Origin of the sequence: Enterococcus sp. DIV0236 (assembly GCF_050558525.1) — a bacterium.
GTDB lineage: Bacteria > Bacillota > Bacilli > Lactobacillales > Enterococcaceae > Enterococcus > Enterococcus faecalis.
Genome location: NZ_CP187891.1, coordinates 2169914 through 2192606 on the forward strand (window position 1 = coordinate 2169914; position 22693 = coordinate 2192606).

The window sequence follows — 22693 nt, forward strand, 5'->3', positions numbered from 1 at the left end:
GAAACAGCCATCATTTCATTGATGAAATGATGGCTGTTTCTTTCTCTTTTTAAACTAAGTTCTCGACAAAATGAATAACCATTTCGGCTGATTTTTTCCCAGCTTCATCGATGAATTCGTCAAAGCTTTGAGTTGCTTCGCCATCTGCTGTATCACTCATTGCCCGTACAACTAAGAATGGAATATTGAACTGTGAAGCCGCTTGGCCAATTGCTGCGCCTTCCATTTCGCAAGCTAAGGCTTCAGGAAACTCTTTCTTAATTTTGGCGATTTTCTCAGCGCTATCCACAAAAGTATCTCCAGTAACAATCAATCCTTTACGAATAGCTAAACCAGTTTTTTCAGCAGCTTTCGCAATTTCCATCCGCAAGTATTCACTTGTTTCAAAATACAAAGGTACACCACCAGGCAATTGTCCATAGGCATAACCAAAACCAGTGACATCAACATCAAAGTAAGCTAATTTGTCTGCAATGACTAAATCGCCGACTTTTAGTCCTTCACCGATACCACCAGCAGAACCGGTATTAATCACCATATTTACGCCATATTGATGAATCAATAAAGTCGTGGTCACAGCTGAGGCCACTTTACCAATTCCTGAACGAACCACAATCACCTCATGTCTTCCTAACGAACCAGAAACAAATAAAGCGCCTGCTCGTTCCCATGACATCGTGTCTGTCAATTTTTCTTTTAGAATTTTGACCTCTTGATCCATTGCTCCAATAATTCCAATTTTCATAGTGATTCCTCTTTTCTATAAATTCAAAACGATATATGCCACAACGGCTAATAAAATCGCTACAATAATAATTGCCTTGTTTAACCAAGTACTCCGTTCTCGACGCTTCGAGTATTCTCCTACTCGTGACTTGTTGATCGGTTTTTGTTTTTTCTTTTCTTTACGATAAAACGTCGAAATTTCTTTTTCTTTTCGCTTATACGCTTTTTCCACCAGCTTCTGCTCTTCTTGCTGACGACGTTCCGCTTCTTTTTCTTCTGCTTCTCTGCGTTTGCGAAGCTCTGTCCGAGTGACTAACGGACCTTTGCTCATTGCGTGTCCTCCTTAAACTGTCTCTGCAGTAAATACAATTCCCAGTATTGTATAGCAAAAAGTGTTTTGGCATCACAAATCGTGCCCTTTGCCACTTCTGCTTTGGCTTCAGCTATTGTTAGCTCGTAAAGTTCCAAGATTTCATCTTCATCTTGAGGACGCGGATTTTCGACTTTCTGCAAATCCGTTGCCAAATAGAGAGCCAATTTTTCGTTAGCAAATCCTGGTGACAGATACATTGAATTTATGTAGGTAAGCTGACCTGCACGATACCCAGTTTCTTCTTCCAATTCCCGCATAGCCGTCGTTTCCAGTTGATTTTCTTCTCCAGGATCAATTTTTCCCGCTGGAATTTCTAAAATCACTTGTTCCAAGGGTTTTCTAAATTGTTTAACTAAGACTATTTTTCCTTCTGCGGTTAACGGAATCATAGCTACTGCGCCTGAATGAAAAACCAATTCGCGTTTAGCTGTGCCGCCTGTCGGTAAAGCCACGTCATCCAAAAAAACATCAATAATCTTTCCTTTAAAAATTTCTCGACGTTGAAGTGTTTTTTCTTCGAAGTCCTCATAATTTAACATATCTTTCACCAACCTTTCTTGTTTATCATACCCTAAAATGATAAAAATCGCACCCCTTCTTCTCTAGTTAAACCCTTTTCAAAGAAAAAAATTTATTGCTTTAGAAAAAAATTACATTTTCGAAAAAAAATAGACATAAAAAATTCACAACTTCCTTGTATTATTTAAGCATACCAACAAACAACCCTAACAAAACACTTTTTCATTTTTAACTCCTTTCCCGTCCTACCCCCAATTAGGACGGGTCTTTTTTTGCGTTTTATACTTTTTTTCTTAGGATTTCACTAAATCATAAAATACATCTTCCGCTGTATGTCTTTTCTCTCACAGAGTATGCTAAAATAACTATTGTAACGAGAGCTGACTCTTTCGAGGATTAGATAGATAGGAGGAACTATATAAATGAACAAATTAAATACAAAATTACTGATTGGCTATATTCTTTTAGGAGCCTTAATCATTGCTGTCGCTAGAGAATATGGCTTCTTCGCTTTTGTGATTCTGGTAGGCTTTTTAGTATTCGTTCTCTATCGAAAAAAGAAAAATGCCGCCGACAAGAGCGATCAAATGCCTTACTTAACGAAAGATAAAGAAGCCCATTATCGTGAGTTGGGGTTATCTCCACAAGAAATTGATTTTTTCAGAAGTACAATGAGCACAGCCAAAAAACAAATCATACAATTACAAGAAAACATGAATCGTTCAACTAAATTACGGGCGATTGACTTACGTAATGATACAACGAAGGTTTCTAAAGCTCTGTTTAAAGAGTTAGTGAAAGAACCTAAAAAGTTACACTTAGCCAATCACTTTCTCTACACACATTTACCAAATATCGTTGACTTAACAAGTAAACATTTAGAAATCGAACAACATGAAGTAAAAAACAAACAAACGTATGAAAAATTAGAAGAAAGCGCACAAATCATTGACCAATTGTCAAAATTAGTTAAAAATGATTATGAGGAAATCGTTTCCGATGACTTAGACGATTTAGATGTCGAAATGTCGATCGCTAAAAGCAGCTTGTCGAAAAAAGCTGCAACTGAGGAATCACCTCAAGTAAACGAAGACCAGCAATAATCATTAGGGAGGAAAAAAAATGACTGAGCAACAACCCAAAGAAACAACATCTGTAACCAATACATTGGACGATTTATTAAATAATCCATTTTCATCAATGGATGAACTAACACCAACGCAACAAAATGAACTATCTGAGTTAAAAGAACAGCAAGCAGCTCCTCGTTTAATTGATAAATTACCACAAGAACGTCAAGCCCAAGCAAAAGAGTTAGCTTCAAAAATTGACGTTCAAGATTCACAAGCAGTAATTACCTATGGTTCAAATGCCCAAATCAAACTTGGCGAATTTTCGCAAGCGATGTTAAACCACGTTCAAGCACAAGACATTGGTCCTGTTGGTGATTCACTGACCGATCTAATGTTTCGTTTAAATGAAGCCAATCCCAATGAATTACGTGCTGGCGAAGGCAACTTTATTCAAAAAATGTTAGGTAAAGTCAAACAATCCGTTTACGAAATTACCGCCAAATATCAAAAAATTGGTGCGCAAATTGACAAAATTGCTGTCAAATTAACCCATGAAAAAGATGGTCTTTTAAAAGATAATGCCATGTTAGATCAATTGTATCAAAAAAATAAAGATTATTTTGATGCCTTAAACATCTATATTGCCGCTGGGGAATTAAAAGCAGAAGAACTACGGACGCAAATTATTCCTGAAGCCATGAAAAAAGCGGAAGAATCTGGGGATCAAATGGATGTCCAAATTGTTAATGATTATAACCAATTCCTAGACCGTTTAGAAAAAAGAACCCATGATTTACGCTTGGCTCGTCAAATTACGATTCAACAAGCCCCACAAATTCGTTTAATCCAAAATACTAACCAAGCTTTGGCTGAGAAAATTCAATCATCGGTGAATACAGCGATTCCGTTATGGAAAAACCAAGTAGTCATCGCCTTGACCTTACTCCGTCAAAAAGATGCTGTGACTGCTCAACGTCAAGTCTCTGAAACCACCAATGACTTACTGAAGAAAAATTCAGAAATGCTAAAAATTTCTGCAATTGAAACAGCAAAAGAAAACGAACGTGGCCTAGTCGATATTGAAACATTACAAAAAACACAAAATGATTTAATTGAAACTATCCAAGAAACATTACGTATTCAACAAGAAGGAAAAGAAAAACGCCAAGCTGCCGAAATCGAACTTGGCCATATGGAAGAAGATTTGAAAAATAAATTATTAGAATTAACACAATAAACAACGTTTAGAACAAACTTCTTATAGTACAAGCCCGGGACAAAAATCAAAAGTGATTTTTGTCCCAGGCTTGCTTTTCTTTTTACGCTTGAATATTGTATTTCAGCCACTTAATGATACAATAAAAGAAAACCATGTTTCTTTTTGAAAGGAGGAGCAATTGTGCCACAATTTGCTTCTAAAGCCGAAGAAAAAAATTATTATGAACGCCAAGCTAGCTTAGCAGAGTTTTTAACTTGGTATCATCAACAAGAATTACCTGAATATGAAAAACCCTCTTTAACCGTTGATATGGTTCTTCTTTGTTACAACAAGGAAGCCGATCAATTGAAAGTCTTACTGATTCAACGTAAAGGTCACCCCTTTAGAAACTCATGGGCGCTTCCTGGCGGTTTTGTTAATCGTAACGAATCTACTGAAGATAGTGTTTTAAGAGAAACAAAAGAGGAAACTGGTGTGGTGATTTCTCAAGAAAATATTGAACAATTACACAGCTTTAGTCGCCCAGATCGTGATCCTCGTGGCTGGGTCGTGACAGTCAGCTATTTAGCTTTTATTGGTGAAGAACCTTTAATTGCTGGCGACGATGCCAAAGAAGTCCACTGGTTCAATCTTGAACGGCATGGTCAACACATCACGTTATCTCATGAAGATGTGGAAATTACTTTAGACTTGAAAACAGCGGCCTCTCTTGGTAAAGATACATTAGCCTTCGACCATAGTGAAATTATAATTAAGGCGTTTAATCGTGTTGTTGATAAAATGGAACATGAACCGCAAGTGCTTCAAGTCTTAGGAAAAGATTTCACCATTACGGAAGCCCGTAAAGTTTTTGCGAAGTTCCTCGGCGTTGATTATCGTAGCATTGACCATTCAAATTTTAAAAAAGCCATGACACAATATTTTGAAGAGTTAGGTGAACGTCCCGTTGGCATTGGCCGCCCTTCAAAAATTTACCAATTGAAAACAACAACAGGTTTCTAAGAGGAGGGAATATTTTTTGACTGTTTACTTAAGAAAAGCAGAACCTTCTGATTTGCCTGACATCCTTGCTATCATTGAAGATGGACGCCGCACCTTACAAAAAAGTGGCATTCCCCAATGGCAAAACGGCGATGGCCCGAATCAAGAAATTTTAGCAAAAGATATCGACCAGCAAACTTGCTATATTTTAATGGTTGAGGATGCCTTGGCAGGCGTTGGTGTTTTATGTTCGGAGATTGATCCTGCTTATGAAGCGATTTTTAATGGTTCTTGGCAACCTCATTCTCAAACTACGTATACGGCAATTCATCGTGTTGCTCTAAAAAGTTCCTTTCAAGGTCAAGGACTGGCTTTGGTGCTTTTGCGCTCACTGGTTACAGCCGCTCGTTTGCAAGGTGCTACTGATATTCGAATCGATACACATCCACAAAATCTCGCTATGCAGCACCTGATTAAAAAAGCTGGCTTTGTTTATCAAGGTGACGTGATTTTAGATGTTAACGATGGCGAACGTTATGCTTATCAGATGATATTGAAATAAAAAAGTTAGGGATAACTGCCAGATTGACAGCTATCCCTAACTTTTTACATCTTATGAACACTATGAGCGCTTTGAATGCCCTCACAGGCTTCTTTACAAGCTTGATTAATTAATAAATAAGAGGATTCTTTTTGGCGGATTCCTAATTGATATTTCAATTCATCTGTCACTTGGCAAGATTCACTTAATGCCTCTAACCAGAAAAATACTCCTTCTTTATACGTATCTAATCCTTCTAGCAAGATTTTCGTTGCTTCTTTATCATAATACGGCTCTAAATTTTTACGAAACATCATTTCTTCTGTAAAAAAACGATTCACATTATTTCGGCAAAACATATAAGTGTCACGGCCTCTCCGATGTGCAGCCTGATTACAACCGTATTCTTGAACTTCTTTAGAGATGGCTTTGAAAATTTCGTTGTATACTTCAATTCTTTGCATAATTGACAAAATGGTATCTGTATAACTAAACATAACTCCTTGCTCCCTTCCCCTTCTAAGTAACAAAAATTTGCTTGTTACTTTCATTATAAAGGGAATGTTGGGTTTATATCAAATGATACGCTGTTTCCTTGCTAAAATCCTTCGTTTTTTCCTTAGAAGAATAATAAGTAAGCGGATTATTTAATCTGTTATGTTCGGATTTTCTACACTTGGAAAATAAATTATTTTATAAAGCCATTTTCCGTTTTAACTGATGGCAACGGGCCGGTCTGTGTATTGCCAGGAACACCAATATACGTATTGCCGTTGATGGAAGTCATTTCGTTTTCCTCAGCTGCTTCATCTTGAACGGTATAATCACTTTGATATAAAAATTCACCGTTCGTATGGAAGACATAGCCGTCTTGATCTCGTTCATCTGGCTTTTCTAAATTTAAAGACACACGTAATTGATGACGGACATTTTCAATACTATCTGGATATAGTTCAACCATACTGCGCCCTTCATTACTAAAAGTGCGCCAGTCAAAAGAAAGCTGTTGTTTATCATAATTGGTCCAAGTCAAACCTTCTTTGACTAAATGAGTCAATTCATTGGAATCCACATCAGTTTGAATGTTTCCATTTAACGAATCAATAATGTCCATTATTTTCATGATTGATTGACCAGATTTCAACTTGTCTTCAACTGCTTGAATAATTTCTTGTTGTCGGAATCCACGCATAATATCGTTATCGCTATGTCTTTCACGAGCATAAGATAAAGCTTTCGTACCATCTAAATGCTGTTTCCCTGCATCAAAATGAATGGATCCTGGCCCGTCTTTGGTGACACCATCAAACGCCTGCTTGACATTGACATCTATGCCACCAACCGCATCAATTAACTTAATAAAAGATAAAAAGTTAAACACAACGTAATGATTGATTGGAATATTCAATAATTTCTCAACTGTGTTAACAGAAGCTGTTGGTCCATCGTAGGTATAGGCAGCTTCAATTCGTTGCATCCCTTGGTAATTTTTCGCATCAATTTGAACAAAACTATCCCGTGGCAAACTTAAATAGGTTATTTTCTTCGTCTTGTTATTCACGGTAATCACCATCATAGCATCAGTCCTAGTTGTGCCTAATTTCCGTTCAATTGTATTGTCTAGCCCCATAATCAAAAACGATTGACTATCTTTATTTTGCGCTTCATTATAATCATTTTTTATGGGAACATAGCCTTTATCAATTGTTTTCTTTAAATAGCTACCCGCTACAGCAAAGTATGCTGAGCCGACTGTGACAAAAAACAAAATGATGACTAAACTAATTAAGCTGATTTTTCGCTTCCTACTCATTGGCTGTACTTCCTCTCTCTTGAAAAGTCTCCACCATCATTACTACTCCTCTAAGCAGACAAGAGACAAGTCTATCTTACCAGTCCCTTTCAAAACTAAACATAGCAGAATTTATATAGGGGTATAACCTAGAGGAAACAAAAAAGAGGGGCTTGTTTGTTAAAAAGCCTCTCTTTTTTGTTATTTTTTTTCGTGTTCTTTTTTGAACAATTCCACCATTTTTTGCTGTGGTTTTGGAAAAACATACTCTGAAAATTGTTGTGCTGCCACCCACCGCTGCGACTCTAGTGTGGCTAATTCGCCTGTATTTCGGCCATAAAAGACTAAGATATGCCATTTTAAATGACTGAAAATATGAACGACTTCGCCTAAGGCACGTTTTTGCCAGACAACTGTTTCATAGTCCGTAAAAAAGTTGACAGGTTCTTCAGCGACCAAAGGCTCTGTTACAGGCTCTAACTCTAAAGTTAATTGTTTTTCCGTTTCTGCTGGTTGCGCCAGTTTTTGCAATTGTTGAAATTGTTTTTTGCTAATTTCTTCAATCGGAAACAGCCACATATTGGCTAACAAACCGGTTTCAGGGCGTTGTTCTAATAAAAATTCTTGCTTTTTATTTTCAATAATAGTGCCGACATAATACACATCTTTCGGCTTAACTTTTTTTGATTTGACTGGATAAGCGGTCATTTTATCTGCCTGATAGGCCGCACAATATTGCTGAAGCGGACAGCTTTCACACTTAGGTGAAGTTGGGGTGCAGACGGCTGAGCCTAGATCCATTAAGGCTTGATTAAAATCCCCTGGACGCTCACGATCGATGATTTTAAGCATCGCCGCTTCAAATACTTTACGACTACTCGCTTTTGCAATATCTGCATCAATTTCAAATAAACGGCTCACTACCCGCATGACGTTACCGTCAATTGCTGGTTCGGGGAGATTAAAGGCAATACTGCCAATCGCACCAGCCGTATAGGGGCCGATTCCTTTTAAACTCCGAATATCTTCGATTGTGTCAGGCATTTTCCCACCAAATTCTGAAACAATCTGTTGCGCTGCCACTTTTAAATTACGCGCTCGTGAATAGTAGCCTAACCCTTCCCAAGCTTTCAACAACTTATCATCTGGCGCTTCCGCTAAATCTTGAATCGTCGGAAACCATTCCATAAATCGATAAAAATAATCAATGACTGTATCTACGCGAGTTTGTTGTAGCATAATTTCAGAAATCCAAATACGATATGCATCTGTATTCGCTCGCCAAGGTAAATTGCGTTTTTCTCGTTCATACCAAGCTAAAAAATCTTCCTGGAATGAACTAACTTTTTCGGGACTCCACGCCTCCCAAGGCTCTTTATTCGTCATGTTCTACTTCCTTTTCGCTAATAAATTGCTGAATCAAATCATAGTCAAACCCTTTTTGAAATAAGCTTTGTTTGACTTTTTGGACTTTTTTAGAAAAATCAAATCGCTGATTGGCACGCCATAAACGTTCGCCTTCCTTGTCTAACGCTTGTTGTTCTTGTTCTTCGTCCTTTTCAAAAGCTAAAGATTCCAAAGCTAGATCAATGATTTCATTTGTAAAGCCCTTTTGCATCAGATGCAGACGCGTTTTCTGAAGTGCATCTTTAAAACTTTTAGTTCGATAGCGTTTCATGGCTTTTTCTGCAGTTGCTGTGGCAACATTAAGCTGTTCATCTAACGTATAAAAGGTCAAGCCATGCTGAATATCTTCTTCACTAATGCCTTTTTGCTTTAATTGTTGTGCCACATTTCGTGGTCCTTTATCACTGGTTCGCATAGCTGTCCGTACGTAACTTTCACTAAAAATTGCATCATCCAACAACCGCAGCTCTTCTAAACGTTGAACGATTTTTACTCGATCTTCAGGTTCAATTTCTTTCTCTTTTAAATAAGTAAAAATCTCTTTCTTTGAACGTAATTGATAGCTTAAATAATTCATCGCCATTTGTAACCCGACATCATAAGAACTGGCTTTTTTTATTTCTTCTATTAAAGTATCTGATAACTCTTGGCCTTTTAGCAGACGCTGCCGTACTAAAATATCTTCCGAGACACGCAGTTTTTCGCCTGAAGATAGCCAAAGTAGATAAAATTCACCTTTATCTTTACTAATTCGTGTGATTGTTGTCATCTTATTCTCCTGCCCCTCTAAATCAGAACATATATTCTACTATACCATAGAATCCTTGGAAGCCAAATAAATAAAAATGTGCTAAAATGGGAGGAAGTGAAAAATGTAAGATGACTAAAGGATGAAAGAATATGACCCAACAACTAGTAAAAAAAGGCCAACAAATTTCTTTAAAAATTAAACGATTAGGAATTAATGGCGAAGGTATCGGCTATTATAAAAAATTAATTATTTTCGTTCCTGGGGCGCTACCGAAAGAAGAAGTGACTGCCACGATCACAAATGTTACACCCAAATTTGCTGAAGGAACCCTTCAATCTGTCAAAAAAGCTGCTAAAGATCGCGTGGTCCCTCCTTGTCCTGTCTATGAAACATGTGGCGGCTGCCAACTACAACATTTAGCCTACAAAGCACAATTAGACTTTAAAAAAGATTTATTAAAGCAGGCGCTTAACAAATTTAAGCCAGTCAATTATCAAAACTATGAACTACGAAAAACAATTGGGATGGAGAATCCTTGGAATTATCGAAATAAAGCCCAATTCCAATTACGCCAAATCGATGGCCAAGTAGAAGCTGGTCTCTATCAAGCTGATTCACATCAATTAGTACCGATTGATAACTGTTTGGTCCAACAGCCTGCGACAACCAAGGTGATGAATACATTAGTTGATTTATTGAATGACTTTCAATTACCAATTTATGATGAACGTAAAAATAGTGGTATCTTTCGAACATTAATGGTTCGAGTGGGCATCCAAACTGGCGAAGTCCAAGTAGTGTTCATTACACAATCGAAGAAATTTCCACAAAAAGAAAAAATGGTTCGCGCAATTAATGAACAATTACCAGAAGTTGTTTCTATTATGCAAAATGTCCAAAATAAAAAAACCTCTCTAGTAATGGGTGATGATACCCTTCACTTATGGGGCAAAGAAAGCATTGAAGAACACATTAACGACGTTGTCTTTGATTTATCGCCGCGAGCATTTTTCCAATTGAATCCAGAACAAACGGAAGTTTTATATAATGAAGGAATCAAGGCCTTAGATTTACAACCAAACGAAACTGTTGTTGATGCTTATTGTGGCGTCGGGACCATTGGCTTAAGTTTAGCGAAACAAGCGCATCAAGTTCGTGGTATGGATACCATTCCCGCCGCAATTGACGATGCTAGATTCAATGCAAAACGACTTGGTGTTACGAACACACATTATGCTGTTGGAACAGCTGAAGACTTATTACCTAAATGGTTCAAAGAAGGCTTTAAACCTGATGCCATTGTAGTTGATCCCCCACGGACTGGTTTGGATCGTAAATTATTAACGGCCCTTTTGAAACAACCACCTAAGAAAATGGTGTATATTTCTTGTAATGTATCCACGTTAGCACGTGATTTAGTTCAATTAGCCAAAGTATATCAAGTAGACTATTTACAATCTGTTGATATGTTTCCACAAACCGCTCGTTGTGAAGTTGTCGTAAAATTAACGAGAAAATAAAAAAAGGAGCGTGGGACAAAAATCACTTTGGATTTTTGCTCCACGCTCAAAAACTGATAAACGGCGGGAACAGAACCAACACTACGCGTTGCTCCGATCTCAACAACTTCTAAGAGCTAAAGCTCTAAGAGTTGAAGGTCCTTCGGAAATAAGCCGAAATTGTTGAGAATCACGAAGAACGTAGTGATTCGATGATGAACAATACCTACTTGGTCTCCAAAAATTAAAAAGCAATTTTCGGAAATTTCTTCTTATTTCTCGGAGCTAAACGGTTCTGTCCCGACCTCCTTTAACTAATTAAACAATTATTTACTTAATTAGCTATTTTTTCGTCCGAAGAAGAATGAAACCACAGCAACTAAAATTACTGCCCCAATAATTGATGGCACAATTGCCATACCTGCTACGTGAGGACCCCAGCTACCTAAGATTTTTTCTCCGATAAATGAACCAACTAAACCGGCAACGATATTCGCAATCCAACCCATTGATTGACCTTTGCTTGTAAGTGCGCCAGCGATAGCACCGATAACAGCACCAACGATTAAAACCCATAAAGTATGCATAAAATAATTCCTCCTAAATGCTTTATCTAGCGAATAATTCGCTATGTTACTATTATGGACTACTTTTATTAGATAACAAAATAGTTTGCTTGTTTCCATGAAAAAAAAGCAATAATTTCTGATAATTTCATTAAAAAAACTCAGAACAGGAGACCGAAGTGCACTGTTCTGAGCTTTTATTTAAGAAATTGTTGGTCGTTTTACTCGTTCATGTGCGACATCCGCTGCTTGAATCTCTTTATTATTAAAAGGTGTTAAGCGGAATGCCAATTGGAATTCTTCAAACGTAGTCCGGTATTTTTCTAATTGCCACTGGCCACAAGAGTAGCTACCTAGGGCGTTTTGTTTGTAATCGATATTTAAAACAACATACTCACTTTCTTGTAATTCATTGGTATGCTTAGCAACATCTAGCGCTTGTTCTTCAAAATAAGAAACACTAAAATTATATGAATCAGCCGCTGTTGCTACTACCCCTTGGCCGCGATCATCCGTGAATGCGGACCATTTAGTCGCCATGTGGTTACCATTGGCTTGTGGAACAACATAATTAGTGAACATTTCCGTCACTGTAGCATCATAAACGCCAAGTAAACCAGCTTCTTGTGAATCTACATAGTTTTCTCTCGGCCCTTTACCGAAATATTTTACTTCTGATAGAGACTTGTCTAAATGGAGAGTCACACCCAAACGTGGTAACATATCTGGCGCATTTTCAATTTTACCAGCAGGACTACCTTTTAAGTCGAAGAAAATTTCGCCATTTGGTGCAATTAAATACTGATAGGTACATTGATAATGCCAAGCACTGTTAGTCGTTCCGTTAATTGTTTTTACGATGACTTGGATAAAATCATCAACTTTTTTCCACTCAAAAGAACGGACAATTTCATGCTCTAAATGTAAGAAATATTTCTTCTTCATTTCATCAATAATTTCCATATCATTACTGATTGGTGCCCGCCAAAATGTAAATTTCGGCCCTTTATGCAATAATTTTTTACCATCTCGTGTCACATTCGTTAAGGCGCCCTTCACTTTATCAAAATTAATTGAAAAGTTTGGTCCTTCAATGTATAAATGAGGGCCAATTTCCTTTGCCATCATCGTGCCAACTGGTGTGATCTCGATCCCTGGCGTTGCAATTGGCAATTCAAACTGTGCGGTAGCTAATTCATGACCAGCAGATGCATAGGCGGTCGTTTCTTTCAATTGATATGAAAGAGTTAAATAATAGGCGGCTCCTGCCTTTTTAGGAAAATCTAAATGATAAGGTAAGTGCAGTCTTCCTTCTTCTCTAGCAGCAATTGCTGGCACTGCTACTGTCCCTGATTGAATTACTGTTTGATCTTCAGTAATTGTATAAACCAGCTTAAAGATAGCCAAGTTTTCAAAGTCAAACCGACTCAATAATGAGAATTCACCTGACAGAACGTCAATAACGCTAGTTGTAATGGGTTCAATGACTTTTTTGTATTCATACAAGCTAGGAGATGGCGTACGGTCAGGCATCAACATCCCGTCAATACAAAAATCTTTGTTACTTGGATCATCGCCGAAATCGCCGCCATAACGATAATAAACTTCACCGTTATCTGTTACAGATTCAATGCCATGGTCAAACCATTCCCAAATAAAGCCACCTTGTAATTTATCATGAGCATAAAATAGCTCTTGGTATTCTTTTAAATTCCCAGGGCCATTCCCCATCGCATGACAATATTCACATAAAATATGCGGTTTTTTTGAATTTTCAATAATCGTATTCATCAGTAATTCTCTAGTTGGGTGTTCCAACCACGTATACATTGTAGAATAGACATCCGTGACCTCTGCCTCAAAATCACCTTCATAATGAACCAAACGTGTTGGATCCATTTCTTTGGCAATACGGGCCATTTCAATAAAGTTATGACCAAACGCAGATTCATTTCCTAACGACCAAAAGAGAATTGATGGATGGTTTTTATCCCGTTGAATCATCCGTACCATCCGAGAAACATAAGCCGTTTCCCATTCTGGATCGTTGCTAATCCAATCATATTCTCCGGTTAATTCAAAGCCGTGACATTCCAAATCAGTTTCATCAATCACATACATTCCATATTCATCGCATAAATCATAGAAATAAGCAGATGCTGGATAATGACTGGTTCGAATGGCATTAATATTAAATTGTTTCATTAAACGAATATCTTTTTCAATTTCTTCACGACTAACCACTCGACCATTTTTCGGATTATAATCATGACGATTCATTCCTTTTAGTTTAATGGCCACACCATTGACTAAGAAAGTCTCACCAGATACATGAATATTTCTAAAACCAACTTTTTGCGGAATAACTTCGACGACTTCCCCTTCAGAAAAAACAGTGATAAATAGTTGATACAAGTATGGTTTTTCAGCTGACCAAGCAGTGACAGACGGTAAACTTGCTGAAAATTCAACCTTACCTTGATTTCCTGCGACAGTCTCTTTAAGAACCGTTTTTCCCTGCTGATCCATCAACTCCAATTGAACTTGTTGTCCTTTGTCTTGCCAAAATTTACCCGTAATTGCCAAGTGGCCATTTTGATACGAATCATCTAAATCGGAAATAATAAAGAAATCTTCCAGCCCATTTTCTGGTACACCGAGTAATTCAACATCACGAAAAATACCACTTAACCACCACATATCTTGATCCTCTAAATACGTACCATCTGACCATTGATAGACTCGCACTGTTAAATCATTTGTTTCACCAATTTTAGCGTAAGGCGTAATGTCAAATTCTGCTTCATTTCGTGCACCTTTACTGTAGCCAACTTCATGGCCGTTCACCCAAACATGATAAGCTGAATCTACGCCACAAAAACGTAAAATGATTTTTTTATCGTGAAATGTTTCATCTATAGCAAATGTCCGTTTGTAAATACCTGTTGGGTTTTCCGTTGGTACATACGGCGGATTAATGGGAAAATTGTACCATAAATCAGAGTAATGCATTTTGCCATATCCTTGGACTTGCCAATTTCCAGGAACAGTGATTTGATCCATTTGGCTTGTATCAAAGTCCGTCGCAAAAAAGTTTTCTGGGCTGTATTCTGGCGCTTCTAAAAAGAGAAAATGCCAGCGTCCGTTTAAATTTTTGTATGCTTGTGTATATTTATTTTCATTTAATAACGCTGTTTCTTTCGAAGGAAAGCTCGAAAAATGTGCTCGTCCAGGCAACCGATTAATACTATCTACTTTATAATTTTCCCAAGTCTTCATAATCCATTTCTCCTTTACCAACTTCATTTTTTTCTTTTGTTTCATATCGTTTCCAACAAATCCAAGCAAAGCCCATAAAGACAATTAACCCAATGATGTTATACGCCAACATGCCCAGTGGACTAGCGGTTCCTTTCGGTAACGTGCCATTGATTTCTTCCATGATTAATTTTGGATCCGGCACAGTTGACATAAAGAATACAAAGATAAAAATGGCTAATAAGAAAATTCCCGCAATTAAGCCAAAGGTTCGATTACCAAAGCGGAAACTTCTCGGCATTGTTTCTTTTTTCCAACGAAGCCCAATATAGGCGATTAACAAGAACAAGACAGGCACTAATGACGTAGAAGCTGTCATATTAATTAACGTTTCTAAAAAGCTATCCATATTTCCAATTCCTAATGCTGGAATGGCAACTAAAATCGTCACAATAATTCCTTGAACTAACAAAGCATTGGTTGGATTTCCCTCTTCGTTCGTTTTCACTAGCCACTTACCGAAGACCCCATCAGGAATTTCTGAGAAAAATACTTTAACTGGTGCTGCCGTCCACAGAGCCAAAGAACCAAGACTTCCGACAAATAAGATAATTCCTACTAAGCGCACCATCATTGCTGCGGGAATATGGAAATACGTACCTAAAATTTTAAAGATATCGAAAATACCATTTGAAAAGTTTCCTTTTAAGACATCCGTTGGCACTACCAAACCTACAGCAACGGCACCAAGAATATACATGATACCGACCGCAATCGTTGCACCAATCATCGTGCGGACAAACGTTTTATTGCCGCCTTTAACATCCTTAATATATACACCGATACTTTCACCACCGCCAACAGCTTGTAAAATCCACGCCATCGTCATGAAAAAAGTCCAATTAAAAGTTGGCATAATTGACGTCGTGGTAAACTCTTGTGCTGGCTCATTGCCAAAACCAAACACGACGACAAAGGCTAAAACCACAAAAGCTACGCCCATAAATAAACGAGCACCACCCGCTAAGCTAGTCACTTTCGAAATCCACGAAACACCTTTAATACAAACCCATGTCATTAACCAAAATAACAGGATAGAAATCACTGCAATTATTTTAGTACTATGGTTTCCTTGAAAAACGTTTTGACCTAAAAAAGCGTATGAACCATAAATCAATGTATTCGGTAGCAATGAACAGAAGAAAAACAAGTTGACAAAGAAATACGACCAAGCGCCTAAAAATGCCCATTTAGGTCCTAGCACAGATTCCAACCAACTGTGAACACCTGATTCATTTTCAGAATTAGCAGAAGCAAATTCTGCAATCATTAGAATAAATGGTAAAAAGTAAAAAATAGAGCCGAATAAATAGCCTGGAATAGTTGCTAGGCCAATCTGAATACTGTTGTTAACAATGCTGGGAAAGGCAAAAACCGCTGAAAAAGTCATGAGCATCAATGCGACAGAACCTAATCGTTCCCGTGAATGTGTTGCCATTTTACTACATCCTCTCTTTATCAAATTAATTAGTACTCACACATTGTAAAACGCTTACAGTTTTTTAAAAATAAAAAATGTTGCCTATTTCTTGTAAAGATGTTGACTTTTAGAAAGCCTTTACATACTCTTATAAAGAGGTGATAGCATGCAAAATGTTTTTACAAATAATGTCAGCATCCTGATTAATGATCAACCTATTAGCCAAGAATTTCATCTTTATGAAGCTGGCTATGAAAAATGCCGTCCGACAAAACCAACTGAGTTTGCCCCCATTAATTATTGGGTTTTGCATTATTGTAGCGATGGTGAAGGCTATCTTTCAACACCCTTTATGGAAAAACAACACATTACCGCTGGCGATTTGTTTATGATTCCAGCCAATTGTCGCAATATTTATTATCCTAATCGGCAAAATCCTTGGACCTATCATTGGGTTGGTTTTGTTGGAGATCTTTCGTCTCAGTATTTAGAAAAAATAGGCCTGACTACCGAAAATTGTATTTTAAAAGGAACTGTTGATAAGAAATTAGAAAGTTTATTTAAAAATATTTACCAAGAAGCGAAGAAACATAATCATTTTGGCAGTTTAAGTGAAAGCTTTCAATTGTTGAATTATCTAGAGCATCATTCCGTTACACAGCACGAAAATCAAAGCCAACAATTATTTAACCAAATTAAAATGGCTATTCACGAAAATTTTTCAAACAATCTTTCAATTAGTCAATTAGCTTCTGAGTATAACATTGATCGTAGCTATTTATTTAAGCTATTTCAGCGTTATGAACAAACAAATCCTAGTATTTATGTACAAAACTTAAAATTGCAAAAAGCCTGTTCTCTGTTAAGAAAAAGTTCCTTAACCATCACGGAAATCAGTTTTGAAGCAGGTTTTTCTTCACCTTCTTATTTTTCAAAATTTTTCTTCCAGAAAAAAGAGATGACACCTCGACAATATCGTCAACAGTTTTTGACTTAAAATAAATTGTTGCTTATCTGTAGTTAAAGAAAAAAACAATTTATTTAATAATTTTCAAATTTAGGTAGTTCTTATAATTTATCTATTTTATAATTAATTAGGGTTTTATTATAGGTGGGAGTGTGATATATAGACTAATCAAAATCAATAAATAATTTACAAGTTTTAGCAAATAAACAATATTGGAGAGAAAGTGGTAGATGATTGTATTGTTGTTAATTTGTCAAAGTAGACAATTAAATTTTATAGATATTTTACTAGCGGTAGTTGTTTTAGCAAAAGACAACTACCGTTTGCTATAAAAAAAGAACCCTTGCAACACAAGGGTTCTCGAACATTCAAAAGTTGAATGAATTATTTTACTGTTACTGAAGCGCCAACTTCTTCTAAAGCAGCTTTTAAAGCTTCTGCTTCTTCTTTAGAAACAGCTTCTTTAACTGGTGCAGGAGCGCCATCAACTACAGCTTTAGCTTCTTTCAAGCCTAAGCCAGTTGCTTCACGAACTGCTTTGATAACTTTAACTTTTTGATCGCCAGCTGCTGTTAATTCAACAGTGAATTCAGTTTGTTCTTCTGCTGCTCCACCTGCTGCTGGTCCAGCTACTGCTACAGGAGCTGCTGCTGATACGTCAAATTTTTCTTCGATAGCTTTAACTAATTCGCTTAGTTCTAAGATAGTTGCTGTTTCTAACTCAGCAACGATGTTTTCAATGTTTAATGCCATTTTGAATTTCCTCCATTTAAATTAAAATTGTTTGTTTTTTATTTGTTTGAATTAGACTGCAATTAAGCAACTTCTTCGTTTTTCTCTGCCACTGCTTTGACAGCGTAAGCCACGTTGCGGACTGGCGCTTGTAATACAGATAATAGCATAGATAGTAAACCTTCGCGGTTTGGTAGTTTTGCCAACGCAGTAATTTGTTCCACTGAAGAAACTTTTCCTTCGATGACGCCACCTTTGATTTCTAATGCTTTTGCATCTTTAGCAAATTCGTCGATGATTTTAGCTGGCGCTACTACATCGTCGTTGCTGAATGCGACAGCAGTTGGGCCTGTAAAGACTTCGTCTAAGCCGTCTAAACCAACTTTTTTAGCTGCACGAGAAAGGATTGAGTTTTTGATGACTTTCATTTCTACGCCTGCATCACGTAATTGTTTACGTAAGTTAGTGACTTCTTCAACTGTTAAACCACGGTAGTCCACGATTACAACTGATGCTGCTGATTCAAATTTCTCAGCGGCTGCTTGAACTAGGGTTTCTTTTTTAGCGATTGCTGCTTCACTCATTTATTTCACCTCCTGATTTTGATGGTGGAGTTGGACTTGGTTTACGTTATGTAAAGTAGAAGAATCAAATGAAACTTCGCTCACTTCGTTCGCCAAGTATTGTTTTACATCGGCTTTTTTTCAAAAAGTCGTGTAAAACAACAAAACTCCATGCCACCGTAGACATAGAGGGACCGAATTGTATATAACTCAACAATTGTCCTCGGTAGGAAATTAAGACTTGCGTCACCTACTGTCTTCGGTACAGTTAATTATTAACCTCACTCACTTTACCATAGGGTAAGTGAGTGAGTCAAGAATTTTTTAATTATTTTCTTTCAAATTAGAAAGAAGCTTGGTCAACGTGGATTCCAGGTCCAAATGTTGTTGTTACTGAAATGTTTTTGATGTATTGACCTTTAGCAGTTGATGGTTTAGCTTTCAATAATACGTCGTTAATTGTGTTGAAGTTTTCAACCAATTTTTCGTTATCAAATGAAACTTTACCGATTGGTACGTGGATGTTACCAGCTTTGTCAACGCGGTAAGTTACTTTACCAGCTTTAACTTCTTCAACAGCTTTTGTAACGTCCATTGTTACAGTACCAGTTTTAGGGTTTGGCATTAAACCTTTTGGTCCTAAGACACGGCCTAATTTACCAACTGTAGCCATCATGTCAGGAGTCGCAACAACTACGTCAAAGTCGAACCATCCACCTTGGATTTTTGCAACCATGTCGTCGTCGCCTACGAAATCTGCACCAGCAGCTTCAGCTTCTTTAGCTTTTTCGCCTTTAGCGAATACTAAAACAGTTTGTGTTTTACCAGTTCCGTTTGGAAGCACAACTGCTCCACGGATTTGTTGGTCTGCTTTTTTAGGGTCAACGTTCAATTTGTAAGCAACTTCAACTGTTGCGTCAAATTTCGCGATGTTTGTATCTTTTGCTAAAGCTACTGCTTCTTCAACTGAGTAAGCTTTTGTAGCATCAACTTTTTTCAATGCTTCTTGCATTTTTTTGCTCTTTTTAGCCATTTTGTTTCCTCCTTGATTGTGGTTATAACGGTTGTACCTCCCACGTCTTTCATATCTTTAAATATGAAACGAACTGAGAAGCTACTTCTTTGAGTAAGTGTGGAATAAAAATTATTCTACGATGATACCCATGCTTCGTGCAGTTCCTGCAACCATGCGCATTGCTGCTTCAACGTCAGCGGCGTTTAGGTCTGCCATTTTAAGTTCAGCGATTTCTTTCACTTGATCGCTTGAAACTGTTGCAACTTTAGTTTTGTTTGGTTCACCTGAACCTTTTTCGATTTTTGCAGCTTTTTTCAATAAGACTGCAGCAGGTGGTGTTTTAGTAATGAATGTAAATGAACGATCTTCATATACAGAGATTACTACTGGAATAATTAAGCCTGCTTGGTCAGCTGTACGAGCATTGAATTCTTTAGTGAATCCCATGATGTTGATACCTGCTTGACCTAACGCTGGACCTACTGGTGGAGCTGGTGTTGCTTTCCCCGCAGGAATTTGTAATTTAACGATTTTTTCTACTTTTTTAGCCACGAAAATACCTCCTTAAGTTCTCGTGCGTGGTTAATGGGGTTGAGATTTCCCCTCCCACTCAACGTACATTTAAAACATACCCTATTACTATACAGGATTCCCTTTACTTTTTCAAGATGTTTTTATGATTTCAAGACAATTTTTTTATCCGTTATTTTCTTCATGAAATGCGCATCATGCTCAATCACTAGCATTGCAGGCTTCACAGATAAGATTAGCGCTTCTAATTGTTGATGATTAAACACATCCAAGTAATTAAGGGGTTCATCCCAAATATAAAGCTCTGCTGATTGAGACAATGATTTGGCTACTTCGACTTTTTTCCGTTGCCCCATACTCATTTGTTCAATTCGATTAGTGAAAACGGCACGCTCCATCCCAAGTTTTCGTAAGTTATTTAAAAATTGGGTGTAATCTAACTGATTTTTCTCTGCAAATTCGGATAAAGTTCCTTGATTGTCTTCATAATCTTGGCGCACATAAGAAATGGTTAATTGGTGAGCCAAAGTGGCTTCGCCTTCTGAATCCCCAGAAAAATTATCCAATAAATACTGAATTAAGCTCGATTTTCCTGAGCCATTTTTCCCTGTTATTCCAACAATTTCTCCCGCGTTTATTGAAAAAGAAAGTGGCGCAAATAGCCAATTTTTCTCGTAGCCTAGACGAAGCTCTTCCACCGTCAATAATGTTTTGTGATGCGTTGGCTGATAATCCATTGACAAAGGATCAATATACTCAAGATCTTTTAATAGTTTTTCTTTTTCTGCTAATTGTGTTTCGGCGCGTTGTTGAATATGTTTCGAGCGCTTCATTACGCGCGCTGCCCGGGCACCAATGGCTCCTGTATCAAAAATCGCCCCGCTCCCTTTTTCCTTAGCGTTGCCGTACTTATCACCTTCACGGTTCATCGACCATTCCGCTTTTTTACGAGCGGTTTCTTTCAAGCGATTGACTTCTTTTTTGATTTTTTCATTTTCTGCTAGTTCAAAAGCATCTCTTAATTTTTTTTGCTCTTCATAAATAGAAAAATTCCCTTGATACAGCGTCAATTGACTTTTTTCAATCGCCAAAATATGATCAACCACTTCATCAACAAATGCCCGATCGTGGCTGACTAAAATAAACCCGTGTTTCTTTTTCTTCAAATATTCAGCCACTTGTTGTCTGCCAGCTAGATCTAAGTGATTTGTTGGCTCGTCAATTAAAGGAAAGGCATTTTCTTCAATAAAAAGAAGACCTAATAAAACTTTCGTCTTTTCGCCGCCTGATAAAGAAGAAAAGGGCCGCCATAAAACTTCAGGATCAACGTTTAAAAGCGTTAATTCTCGTTCTAATTCCCACTGTTCAAAAGAAGTCACCTCTTGTAAGACATAATAAGTGAGCTGTTGTTCTTCTGCAACTGTTTGTGGAAAATAGACGAAATCGACTTGATGAAGAATCTCTCCTTGGTAATCCAACTGCTTTTGTAACAATCTTAATAAGGTTGTTTTCCCACGGCCATTGCGGCCAATCAATCCTAATTTCCAATTGGTATCCATCGTGATATTTGCCTGATCAAAAAGCAATACTTCTTGATTATCATAGGCAAAAGATAGTTGTTTTAGTTCAATTTTCGACATAAATATACCTCCATAAAGCAAAATTGATGCAGCTTTACGGAAATCAGCGGCATCAATCCAAGGTATACAAAAAGACCCGTGGCTGAATTCTTTAAGCTAATTTCCGAAAATCCGCACACTCCACCCGTTATATTCAGGCAAAGTTATACAGTTTCTCTAAAAAATTAACTTAAATTTTCAACGCACGAATCCCTCTTTTCGTCTTTTATTATCTAGAATTTAGCATCTCTTCACTGATTTGTCAACGAAGGCCCCTTGCTTTCATTCTGATAAAAATTTAAATTATTCGCTAAAACACAAGCGATTGCCTAGTTCCCCGCCATTTTTTGTGTTAGACTTCCAATGAAAACATATTCTAATGAAGAAGGTGCTGAAATGGAAGAGTTACGCTTTAATAGTGTTTTTGATATTATCGGACCTGTTATGATTGGTCCAAGCAGTTCTCATACAGCTGGAGCGGCAAGAATTGGAAAAGTGGTTCGCAGTATTTTTGGACAGCAACCTGATAGCGTTGACATTTATTTATATGAGTCTTTTGCTAAAACTTATCGTGGTCACGGAACAGATATCGCCTTAGTTGGCGGCCTTTTAGGTATGGAACCAGATGATGAGCAACTAGCCAATTCTTTGGAAATTGCTTATGAACAAGGAATGGAAGTTTGTTTTATTCCTAAAAGTGAAAAAGCAGACCACCCTAATTCCGTTAAAATTGTGGTTTCTTCTGGCGACCGAAAACTATCTGTGACAGGAATTTCAATTGGTGGTGGAAACATTCAAATTTCTGAATTAAATGGCTTCAAATTGTCTTTAAGTATGGGCACGCCAACATTTATCGTTGTTCATCAAGATGTTCCTGGCATGATTGCTAAGGTGACCAACATCCTTTCAGCTAGCGATATCAATATTAGTACAATGACCGTTACCCGAGAATCTAAAGGGGAAAAAGCGATTATGATTATTGAAGTTGATCAAGCCGAAGTCGGTGACATTGTCATGCAATTAGCTGAAATCCCTCATATATATAGCGTTAACTATTTTGACTAAATGAACGTAAAGGAGT

General features: G+C 37.4%; 22 protein-coding genes and 1 other annotated feature. Of the genes, 7 read left to right on the forward strand and 15 right to left on the reverse strand.

Translation table 11 applies throughout. The features are described 5' to 3' along the window. Positions 1–49 precede the first annotated feature (49 nt). Genes IGK27_RS10365 through IGK27_RS10375 form a run of 3 tightly spaced genes read right to left on the reverse strand, consistent with a single transcriptional unit; the run spans position 50 to position 1638 of the window. A complete protein-coding gene (locus tag IGK27_RS10365) occupies positions 50–745 on the reverse strand; it encodes a 5'-methylthioadenosine/adenosylhomocysteine nucleosidase (protein ID WP_002356454.1) in 696 nt (231 codons plus the stop codon). A 15-nt stretch (positions 746–760) separates the two neighbouring features. Further along, positions 761–1057 (reverse strand): cell wall synthase accessory phosphoprotein MacP, encoded by a 297-nt coding sequence (gene macP / locus IGK27_RS10370; RefSeq protein WP_033626559.1) that lies wholly within the window; start codon positions 1055–1057, stop codon positions 761–763. Beyond that, positions 1054–1638, reverse strand: a complete 585-nt coding sequence (locus IGK27_RS10375) for an NUDIX hydrolase (protein ID WP_002356449.1) — start codon at positions 1636–1638, stop codon at positions 1054–1056. The genes macP and IGK27_RS10375 overlap by 4 nt, the downstream gene beginning before the upstream one ends. A 402-nt stretch (positions 1639–2040) precedes the next feature. On the opposite strand from IGK27_RS10375, the gene IGK27_RS10380 reads away from it, so the two are divergent. The 4 genes from IGK27_RS10380 (at position 2041) to IGK27_RS10395 (ending at position 5453) form a co-directional block, all read left to right on the forward strand. Further along, positions 2041–2721, forward strand: coding sequence for a 5-bromo-4-chloroindolyl phosphate hydrolysis family protein (locus IGK27_RS10380; protein ID WP_033626558.1), 681 nt, complete (start codon positions 2041–2043; stop codon positions 2719–2721). 19 nt (positions 2722–2740) lie between these two features. After that, on the forward strand, positions 2741–3928 hold the full coding sequence (locus tag IGK27_RS10385; protein ID WP_002374082.1) for a toxic anion resistance protein: 1188 nt from the start codon (positions 2741–2743) through the stop codon (positions 3926–3928). Between the two features lie 144 nt (positions 3929–4072). Next, positions 4073–4912, forward strand: a complete 840-nt coding sequence (locus IGK27_RS10390) for an NUDIX domain-containing protein (protein WP_002384084.1) — start codon at positions 4073–4075, stop codon at positions 4910–4912. Between the two features lie 16 nt (positions 4913–4928). Then, on the forward strand, positions 4929–5453 hold the full coding sequence (locus IGK27_RS10395; RefSeq protein WP_002362532.1) for a GNAT family N-acetyltransferase: 525 nt from the start codon (positions 4929–4931) through the stop codon (positions 5451–5453). A 44-nt stretch (positions 5454–5497) separates the two neighbouring features. Here the strand turns inward: IGK27_RS10395 and IGK27_RS10400 are convergent, their stop codons facing one another. The 4 genes from IGK27_RS10400 to recX form a co-directional block, all read right to left on the reverse strand. After that, a complete protein-coding gene (locus IGK27_RS10400; RefSeq protein WP_002356444.1) occupies positions 5498–5983 on the reverse strand; it encodes a hypothetical protein in 486 nt (161 codons plus the stop codon). Between the two features lie 137 nt (positions 5984–6120). Beyond that, positions 6121–7245 carry an LCP family protein gene (locus tag IGK27_RS10405; RefSeq protein ID WP_002374081.1) on the reverse strand — a complete coding sequence of 375 codons (1125 nt, stop codon included), beginning with the start codon at positions 7243–7245 and terminating at the stop codon, positions 6121–6123. 180 nt (positions 7246–7425) lie between these two features. Next, positions 7426–8610, reverse strand: coding sequence for an A/G-specific adenine glycosylase (mutY, locus tag IGK27_RS10410; protein ID WP_002397070.1), 1185 nt, complete (start codon positions 8608–8610; stop codon positions 7426–7428). Continuing rightward, positions 8600–9400, reverse strand: a complete 801-nt coding sequence (gene recX, locus IGK27_RS10415; RefSeq protein WP_002381424.1) for a recombination regulator RecX — start codon at positions 9398–9400, stop codon at positions 8600–8602. Before recX ends, mutY begins: the two co-directional genes overlap by 11 nt. A 131-nt stretch (positions 9401–9531) precedes the next feature. Here recX and rlmD point away from each other — a divergent pair, with 131 nt between their 5' ends. After that, positions 9532–10902, forward strand: a complete 1371-nt coding sequence (rlmD, locus tag IGK27_RS10420; RefSeq protein ID WP_002367195.1) for a 23S rRNA (uracil(1939)-C(5))-methyltransferase RlmD — start codon at positions 9532–9534, stop codon at positions 10900–10902. Between the two features lie 317 nt (positions 10903–11219). On the opposite strand, the gene IGK27_RS10425 is transcribed toward rlmD, so the two are convergent. The 3 genes from IGK27_RS10425 to IGK27_RS10435 form a co-directional block, all read right to left on the reverse strand. After that, positions 11220–11468, reverse strand: a complete 249-nt coding sequence (locus tag IGK27_RS10425; protein ID WP_002356434.1) for a GlsB/YeaQ/YmgE family stress response membrane protein — start codon at positions 11466–11468, stop codon at positions 11220–11222. A gap of 180 nt (positions 11469–11648) precedes the next feature. Beyond that, a complete protein-coding gene (gene ebgA / locus IGK27_RS10430) occupies positions 11649–14771 on the reverse strand; it encodes a beta-galactosidase subunit alpha (RefSeq protein ID WP_161972039.1) in 3123 nt (1040 codons plus the stop codon). Beyond that, entirely contained in the window at positions 14704–16203 is a 1500-nt protein-coding gene (locus IGK27_RS10435; protein ID WP_002359464.1) for an amino acid permease, read from the reverse strand. The genes ebgA and IGK27_RS10435 overlap by 68 nt, the downstream gene beginning before the upstream one ends. Positions 16204–16351: 148 nt before the next feature. On the opposite strand from IGK27_RS10435, the gene IGK27_RS10440 reads away from it, so the two are divergent. After that, positions 16352–17182: an AraC family transcriptional regulator gene (locus IGK27_RS10440; RefSeq protein WP_002359463.1), complete on the forward strand. Its 831-nt coding sequence runs from the start codon at positions 16352–16354 to the stop codon at positions 17180–17182. Between the two features lie 354 nt (positions 17183–17536). On the opposite strand, the gene rplL is transcribed toward IGK27_RS10440, so the two are convergent. From rplL to lsa(A), 5 genes are all read right to left on the reverse strand, one after another. Next, positions 17537–17905, reverse strand: coding sequence for a 50S ribosomal protein L7/L12 (rplL, locus tag IGK27_RS10445; RefSeq protein WP_002356427.1), 369 nt, complete (start codon positions 17903–17905; stop codon positions 17537–17539). Between the two features lie 62 nt (positions 17906–17967). Continuing rightward, the gene (gene rplJ, locus IGK27_RS10450) at positions 17968–18468 is read right to left on the reverse strand and encodes a 50S ribosomal protein L10 (protein WP_002356426.1); all 501 of its coding nucleotides are present in this window, start codon (positions 18466–18468) and stop codon (positions 17968–17970) included. A gap of 130 nt (positions 18469–18598) precedes the next feature. Next, positions 18599–18728: a sequence feature (ribosomal protein L10 leader region), on the reverse strand. Between the two features lie 62 nt (positions 18729–18790). Continuing rightward, a complete protein-coding gene (rplA, locus tag IGK27_RS10455) occupies positions 18791–19480 on the reverse strand; it encodes a 50S ribosomal protein L1 (RefSeq protein WP_002356425.1) in 690 nt (229 codons plus the stop codon). Between the two features lie 111 nt (positions 19481–19591). Then, on the reverse strand, positions 19592–20014 hold the full coding sequence (rplK, locus tag IGK27_RS10460) for a 50S ribosomal protein L11 (protein ID WP_002356424.1): 423 nt from the start codon (positions 20012–20014) through the stop codon (positions 19592–19594). 122 nt (positions 20015–20136) lie between these two features. After that, on the reverse strand, positions 20137–21633 hold the full coding sequence (gene lsa(A), locus IGK27_RS10465; RefSeq protein WP_002398829.1) for an ABC-F type ribosomal protection protein Lsa(A): 1497 nt from the start codon (positions 21631–21633) through the stop codon (positions 20137–20139). Between the two features lie 375 nt (positions 21634–22008). On the opposite strand from lsa(A), the gene sdaAB reads away from it, so the two are divergent. Further along, complete coding sequence (sdaAB, locus tag IGK27_RS10470) at positions 22009–22677, forward strand: L-serine ammonia-lyase, iron-sulfur-dependent subunit beta (protein WP_002414070.1); 669 nt, start codon at positions 22009–22011, stop codon at positions 22675–22677. Positions 22678–22693: the final 16 nt, after the last annotated feature.